The organism is Mesorhizobium sp. WSM4820 (assembly GCF_055811075.1).
In genome coordinates this window covers 36,572-42,952 of record NZ_JBVVQN010000031.1, presented here as the reverse complement: position 1 = coordinate 42,952, position 6,381 = coordinate 36,572, and the positions used below count along the sequence as shown (strand labels likewise).

The 6,381-nt window shown below is 58.0% G+C and carries 9 protein-coding genes and 1 pseudogene; 6 read left to right on the top strand and 4 right to left on the bottom strand.

What is annotated here, in order from left to right; genetic code table 11:
- On the top strand, positions 1-519 hold a 519-nt coding region (locus tag AC0L2R_RS31815; protein WP_473513641.1), incomplete at its 5' end, for a YciE/YciF ferroxidase family protein.
- Here AC0L2R_RS31815 and AC0L2R_RS31810 read toward each other — a convergent pair.
- Positions 516-827 carry a hypothetical protein gene (locus AC0L2R_RS31810; RefSeq protein ID WP_473513639.1) on the bottom strand — a complete coding sequence of 104 codons (312 nt, stop codon included), beginning with the start codon at positions 825-827 and terminating at the stop codon, positions 516-518. The genes AC0L2R_RS31815 and AC0L2R_RS31810 overlap by 4 nt on opposite strands.
- A gap of 128 nt (positions 828-955) precedes the next feature.
- Here AC0L2R_RS31810 and AC0L2R_RS31805 point away from each other — a divergent pair, with 128 nt between their 5' ends.
- Together AC0L2R_RS31805 and AC0L2R_RS31800 are read left to right on the top strand one after the other, a co-directional pair.
- A complete protein-coding gene (locus AC0L2R_RS31805) occupies positions 956-1,186 on the top strand; it encodes a hypothetical protein (RefSeq protein WP_473513637.1) in 231 nt (76 codons plus the stop codon).
- Between the two features lie 186 nt (positions 1,187-1,372).
- The gene (locus AC0L2R_RS31800) at positions 1,373-1,882 is read left to right on the top strand and encodes a ferritin-like domain-containing protein (RefSeq protein ID WP_065008846.1); all 510 of its coding nucleotides are present in this window, start codon (positions 1,373-1,375) and stop codon (positions 1,880-1,882) included.
- A gap of 89 nt (positions 1,883-1,971) precedes the next feature.
- Here AC0L2R_RS31800 and AC0L2R_RS31795 read toward each other — a convergent pair whose 3' ends face one another.
- Positions 1,972-2,370, bottom strand: a complete 399-nt coding sequence (locus AC0L2R_RS31795; RefSeq protein ID WP_473513635.1) for a YdbL family probable chaperone protein — start codon at positions 2,368-2,370, stop codon at positions 1,972-1,974.
- 726 nt (positions 2,371-3,096) lie between these two features.
- On the opposite strand from AC0L2R_RS31795, the gene AC0L2R_RS31790 reads away from it, so the two are divergent.
- The 3 genes from AC0L2R_RS31790 to AC0L2R_RS31780 all read left to right on the top strand — a co-directional run bounded on the left by AC0L2R_RS31790 (position 3,097) and on the right by AC0L2R_RS31780 (position 4,569).
- A complete protein-coding gene (locus AC0L2R_RS31790; protein WP_473513634.1) occupies positions 3,097-3,336 on the top strand; it encodes a hypothetical protein in 240 nt (79 codons plus the stop codon).
- A 99-nt stretch (positions 3,337-3,435) separates the two neighbouring features.
- Positions 3,436-3,723 carry a DUF6894 family protein gene (locus AC0L2R_RS31785; protein ID WP_473513633.1) on the top strand — a complete coding sequence of 96 codons (288 nt, stop codon included), beginning with the start codon at positions 3,436-3,438 and terminating at the stop codon, positions 3,721-3,723.
- A 267-nt stretch (positions 3,724-3,990) separates the two neighbouring features.
- On the top strand, positions 3,991-4,569 hold the full coding sequence (locus AC0L2R_RS31780) for a Crp/Fnr family transcriptional regulator (protein ID WP_473513631.1): 579 nt from the start codon (positions 3,991-3,993) through the stop codon (positions 4,567-4,569).
- Positions 4,570-4,852: 283 nt separating this feature from the next.
- Here the strand turns inward: AC0L2R_RS31780 and AC0L2R_RS31775 are convergent, their stop codons facing one another.
- Together AC0L2R_RS31775 and AC0L2R_RS31770 are read right to left on the bottom strand one after the other, a co-directional pair.
- Positions 4,853-5,707, bottom strand: a complete 855-nt coding sequence (locus AC0L2R_RS31775) for an inorganic diphosphatase (protein ID WP_473513629.1) — start codon at positions 5,705-5,707, stop codon at positions 4,853-4,855.
- Between the two features lie 103 nt (positions 5,708-5,810).
- Positions 5,811-6,227, bottom strand: a pseudogene (locus AC0L2R_RS31770) (DUF983 domain-containing protein).
- Positions 6,228-6,381 lie beyond the last annotated feature (154 nt).

Below are 6,381 nucleotides of genomic sequence, written 5' to 3'. Positions count from 1 at the left end.
ACGAAAAAGGAATCGCAAAGCAAGGCCAAGGGCCTCGAAGATCTTTTCCACGACGGACTGAAGGACGTCTACTACGCTGAGCGCAAAATCCTGGTTGCGCTGAAGAAGATGGCGAGGGGTGCCGAATCCGACCAACTGACCGCCGCATTCGAAAAGCACCGCGACGAGACGGAGGCTCAGATCGAACGGCTGCAGCAGGTCTTCGAGATGTTCGGCAAACGGCCACAAGGAAAGACATGTCCCGCGATCGATGGCATCATTGAGGAAGGGCAGGAGATACTTGAGGAATTCAAGCAAGCTCCGGCTCTGGACGCTGGTCTTGTGGCGGCGGCGCAAGAGGTTGAACACTATGAGATCGCCCGCTACGGCACCCTGGTCACCTGGGCCGGATTGCTCGGCCTAAAGGATGCCGTGCCGCTGCTCGAGGAGACGCTCGAAGAGGAAAAGGCGACTGACGAGGCGCTGACGCAGCTTGGAGAGACCAGCGTCAACGAGAGAGCGATGCAGGAAGCTGCCTAGGTAATCGGCGCTTCGACGGAATCAATGAGCACGTCATGAACAATAGAGAGACCGCGCCTCCGGACGACGGTGGCGCGCCTTTGTCGCCGGTGCCGGCCGGCCAGGCGCCAAGCCTGCGGCAACTCCTGTTCGAGCCTAACATCTCGGTCAACGGTCTGATCGACGACGGCACTGTCGTCTTCTTTCTTGGTCGCCTGGAAGCCGTACGCCAGAGCGGCGACGACCTCATCATGGAGCTCAACACCAACGGCGGGGATGCCGATGCGGCCCCGCGGATTGCCCTCGAAATTCGGCTGTTTGGGCAGCATTCAGGCCGGAATGCGTACTGCGTCGGCAAGACGAAAGTGTATTCGGCGGGGGTGACTATCTTCGCGGCTTCCCGAAGCCGTTCCGCTTCCTCACCACGGACGCGGTTCTCCTGGTGCATGAGCGGTGTATGCAGACGAGTGTCGAACTGAATGGCCCGATGAAATCTTCCATTCAGATCGTGCGCGAGCAGCTTGCGCTACTTGAGACAGCGGAGCGACTGGAAATGGAGGGTTTTAAGGAACTCGTTGAGGGCAGTTCGCTTAGCATTGACGAACTCTACCGCCGAGCGACAACGAATTCCTACATCCACTCTGAAGAGGCCCTCGACCTGGGGATAGTCGCAGATCTGCTGCGCTAGCATAGCCGTTCAGGCGAGATATCCGCGGCGATATCCGGAGTATCGGATTGACAATGCAAATCCCGCGCTTCTTGGGAGAGAGCACGGGCCACGAGTATCGACTGCACTTGGCGGGCGATCGGAACCAACGGTGGGTGGCGACGTTGCGATGGCAGTAAAACTAATGCTGACCCAACGGAGACCAACATGACAGAGCCCAAGGAACGTCTGGTGCAGTGGCTTCGCGACGCTCACGCCATGGAAGAACAGGCCGAGACCATTTTGAGCGGCCAAATCGAGCGTCTGGAAAACTATCCCGAGATTCGTGACCGGATGAACACGCATCTCGAAGAAACGAGGCAACAGGCGAAACGTCTCGAACAATGCCTCGACCGGATTGGCGATGGATCTTCGACCCTGAAGGATGCCGGGGGTAAGATAATCGCCTTCGGACAGAATATCAGCGGCATTTTTGCAGGCGACGAGGTGATGAAAGGATCGCTAGCCAGCTACACGTTCGAGCATATGGAAATCGCCAGCTACAAGATGCTCATTGCCGCAGCCGACGAGGTCGGCGACCTCGAGACCCAAAGCGCGTGCAAAGCAAATTTGCGCGAAGAAGAGGCGATGGCCGACTGGCTGGAAAACAGGCTCGGCACAGTCACCAGCGAGTTTCTCAGACGCGACGAGCGGGACTCTGACACCGCGAAACGGTGACGTGCAGAGGCGCCGCTCTATTTGCGCTTAAGGGCGAGCTGTCGCGACCCATACGCGGGGGAATGGCGAGCCCTTCACCTGCTACGAGCCTATTGCTCCGGAACCGCGGAGGTCTGCGGATGATTTCGCGCGGCCTCGGCAATCTCGGGGATGTATTTGGTCGCGGTGCAGCTTCGGTTCGTGTTCGAGCGCGCATCGAACACCTCTTTTTCGCAGACCCGCTCAGCGAGCTCGATGGGAACATGTACAGCCAGAGGCACCTCAGTCTCAGAGATTCCGAGCTTGGCTGCGATTTTCTGTTTCACCTCTTGCCTACCGAGCGAAACGTCAACGCCGACGTCTTGCGGGTCCTGAGAATCTTCCGTCGTCGGCGATGCGCCTTGCCCGGGTAGATCGTCTTGCTGCCCAGTCTGAGCAAATGTCTGAACGGTAAAGAGCAGCCATGTAATCACAGCCGGCAGCAATAATCGGTGGGGGAGTGTTTTCATGCCCAGCCTCCTGCAGGTGCCTTGAACAACGGGCAAAGTGGTCGAAGCGTTCCAGAGGAGCGGCGTGCGCTTTGGGGAGCCGATGCAGCCCGCCGTGCCGAAGAATGTGGCAATTTTTGTGCTGTGCTGTTGGAACCTGATTTGGCGACAATTTCAGTGCGGCGACACGCGCTGTGCTGTCGGATCGGGGAGAACAATGCGGCAAAAGGCAAGCATTCACCGACAAAGAAAAACAAGACAGAAAGGAGCGCACGTCGGATGCTGCGCGGGAATTGATCGAGGTCGAGCGCGCGGCACGAAATGCAAAGACGGCTCGGCTCCGGCAAAAACCGCTCTTGCTGGGGCACCGGCACCGCAACCGAAGAGGGATTGGAAGGTGAAGAGGTGGTAGTAGTTACGCTGCACGTGGCGCTCTCCAATCATCCGCGGCGGTGCCGGAAGGCGCCGGCTTCCTGCGCCGCTTGGCCGGCGGCGAGATTCGGCGTGCGCAAAAAGAAGGGCTTGGTGCAGCTCACGCAAGCTTTGCCGCCTCAGACCTCAGCATAGGAATTAATGTACGGGAATTACCAAGCCGTAGCCGCCTTGGAACGAATAATCCGGCTCAAGCTTACTTGGGCGATCCAGGTCCCTCACTCGGATCACCGGTCACTCGATCGGATTGGGCCCGCCCTCGCACAGGGGCGGGCCATTGTTTCGGGGCGACCTGACTGACAGGAGTGAACAACAATGTTTGCAGATGAGATTGCGGCAAGGCGTCTGAAATCCCTGGTCGACCACTATATGGAGACCAGGAAAAGGCGGCACGATGTGGTTTCAACATCGAGAGCTGAAACCGCCATACGGGAAGTCCTCCCCAATTGCCCTGTGTCCGGCAAAGCCCTTGATGACATGATCGCCGCCTGTGCCGTCGAGCATGGCCTCGGCGTGCTGTTCGACAGGTCAGAAATCACCGACAGCGTCAGCTGATCCGCTGGCCTGCGAAGGCGCTCAAGCAGTCCGACACGTCGAGTGTCCGGTTCATATATCCCCCGGTTGGTACGTTTCCGACACTATCCATGAGCCTCCATGCATCTAGATAGCCATGGAGGTGGAGTGAGCATGCCGAGATATTTTTTCCATATCCGGAGCGAGGACGGGCACCTCGTGGAGGACCTCGAGGGGCAGGAATTCGCGGATATGGCGCAGGCTGAGGAGAACGCGATGGCCTCCGCCAAGGAGATCCTGGCGGAAGGACTGCTCAGCGGGAAGCCAGTGCTGACAGGCGCAGTCTTTGAGATATGCAACGAAAAACACGCATTGGTGTTGCGATTTCCTTTCTCGGATGCCGCTACAAAGCCCGGTGCCCGCCCTTAATGCCTAAGTGACTGGCTTTCGGACTTTAGCACCCCATATGTAGTTTCATCGTTCGCACGTTGTCACGGGCGCGAACGGCTGGGAGATCAGAAAGCTCTTGCCCTACCGAGGGTGGAGCTATGTTTAACCAGCCCAGTATTCCCTATCAGAATGCTTTATTACGGCGACTTTCCCCTGGCGATCTGGCATCGCTCGAACCCAACATGGAACGGGTAGCGCTGCAGATGCGGACCCAGCTTGAGTCGACGAAGTCCGTTATCGAAAAACGTGTATTTCCTGGAAGACGGCATCGCGTCGGTCGTCGCCAAACTACCTAAGGGCCGGGATACCGAGGTCGGCCTGATCGGCATGGAAGGCATGACCGGAGCGTTAGTGGCCCTAGGCGGCGATCGCGCCGCACATGACACCTATATGCAACTGGCGGGAAGCGGCTTGCGAATTCCAGCCTCGGCACTGTCGTCTGCTCTGTCTGAGAGCACTACGCTGAAGGCCCTTCTGCTTCTCTATGTCCAGACCCTCTATATTCAGACCAGCTACACCGCCCTGGTAAACGCACGGTCGAAGTTGGACGAACGTTTGGCTCGCTGGCTTTTGATGTGCCACGATCGCGTCCGCAACGACCGGCTTGCAATCACCCACGAATTCATGTCCGTCATGCTGGGTGTGCGGCGACCGGGTGTCACGGTTGCTATCCAGGAGCTTGAGGGCAGGGGCCTAATCAAAGCCACGCGGGGTGAGATCGTCATCAGGGATCGTGATGGTCTGTTCCAGTTGGCCGATGGCACCTACAGCGAGCCGGAGCGGGAATATGATCGGTTGCTGGGGACAATCGACAAGCCGCTATGATCGGGGGCTTCGGCGAAAGTCACGTTAGCGACGAGCGCCACCATTGTCGGCAATTCAAACGACGCCTCGCGCTGGCGCTCCCCACCGCCTAACCCTTTCGCCATCCATATTCTTCACGGCATAAATCGCTTTCGCGAACCGGCACTTGCATGATCTGGGACTTCGCTACCCAGCGGCAGTTTGCGTGTGCACTTCGCCGAAGTTGGACCCGAGAAGGTGCCCATCCGGCGTCCAGGCAGCCTTGTGTTCTCAAGTTACATTCTTATCAATATTGTGGGAGCGCTCAGAGACCGGCGGCTCGTTGTTTCCGCTCGAAAGTTCTCATGGCCCGATGGATGTTCCGGAGAGCTTGGCTGGAATCGTGCCACCCTTCGAATTCGATCTGCTTGTCGGTGCCGGACACCGACGCCAGGAAAAACTGCTCGATCTCGGATCGCAAACGATCCGGAATATTCTCGCCAAGGAGAGACTCGCTATGCGCATCTTGCTTGTGCGGGCAAAATACATAGCGATCGTTTCTCACGGTCTCGCCGTTCTCCGTTTGCATGACACGAAGGGCCGCCAGCAGATCGCACTTGATGACAACACCGGGAGCGCTGGCTGCCTCATGGATGACTAGACCGTCGAGGGCGTCGCCATCGTCGCCGAGCGTAGAAGGCAGAAAGCCCCAGTCGTAGGGGTAGGCTAGGCCTGCTGGAAGCGGCCGCGTAAATTCGAAAAGCTTCTTCTTGGGTTTGTAAGTCAACTTTGCTTCGGTGCCACGCGGTGTTTCCACGACTACCCTGATCCGACCCTTCGATGTAGTCGTAGGCAGTGTCAGATAATTCGCCACGTTTGGTCCTCGCCAGTCCATCCCAATGGCCCTAGACTTCTCTAAGCGGCGGATGGCGGATTTGTTCCGAACGTGCCTATCCGCGTCTTCACAAAAAACCGGTGCGGATTGGACGCGCAAATACACTGGGCTCATCGAAGCCGCCAGAGAGCTTGAGGTCGAGAATGCGATCATCGACGGCAAGGCTTCAGGAACACGCCGGTCCACTGCCCAAAGAGTTGAGGAAACGGCCGGCGAAGCAGTCGGCCAGAGGCGGTGAAGCTGCATATCGAGCACCTCCGCGGCGAGCAGGGTTATATCCGACACGGTTCCGTGCTGGGAATCAGCGACGAATGGGAACCGAGGTAGTTGGGAGCATTGGCTGGCTGAAAAGGTGCGGCAGCTCTACATACGTCCTTGGCCCATAGCTTCACGTATTCGGCGGCTGCTGCCGATGGCGCTCAGCTTCGGCTGCATGCCATTCTCGGTCGATGGAGCCTTCCTCAGCCTTGTGGAAGTACTGCGAGCAAACTAGCCAGCCTTTGAGCGGCCTTAGCAATGCAACACACGCTCCAACGGTGAGGGGTAAGGTTGTGAGCGCATGCATCCAGTAGGACGGCTCATACGTGAGCTGAAACCATAGTGCGAAAGCCAGCGCCGGGAATGCCACAATCGACATGGAAAAGAAGGCCGGGCCGTCAGCCGGATCGGCGAACGAGAAATCCAAACCGCATACATCGCAATGGTGCGCCAGCTTGAGATAGCTGCTGAACAGATGCTCCTGTTGTCAGCGGGGGCAACGCCCCTTAATACCGGTTAGGACGGGGTTGGTCGTTTCGCTAGGCATTCTACAAAACCACATCGCCCCGGCATTAGTTCCGAGGCAGGCTGCGTCCTTGTTGGGGTTTCGGCGACGAGGAGTAACTGGTTTTGCTCGCGCCAATGTCGCGTAGATAGCGCAGCTTAAGGAATCTAGCAAAACCCCTAGCTCCGCTCGCCGA